A 211-nucleotide genomic window follows, 5' to 3' on the forward strand; every position below is an offset into this window, starting at 1 on the left:
GAGCTGGCCCTGGAGGCTGGCGTAGCCAGCAAGACGCATGTGCTCAACGTCCTGCACCGGCTGCTGGACGGCAAGCCGGTGACACCGGCGCCAGTGACGGCGCCCCAAGCGCTTCGCCTGACGACCGAGCCCCAAGCCAACGTGTTGCGCTATGACTCCCTCAGAGGGCGCGTGAGCGCAGTCGATCCGATCATCATCCAGGAGGTGCGCC

1 pseudogene is annotated in these 211 nt (G+C 67.3%); it reads left to right on the top strand.

The window, feature by feature from the left end:
* Positions 1 to 211: pseudogene (locus AC3A6J_RS28090) on the top strand (IS21 family transposase); the annotation flags it as partial.

The sequence above is a fragment of the Variovorax sp. Soil_C_39 genome, assembly GCF_057656815.1.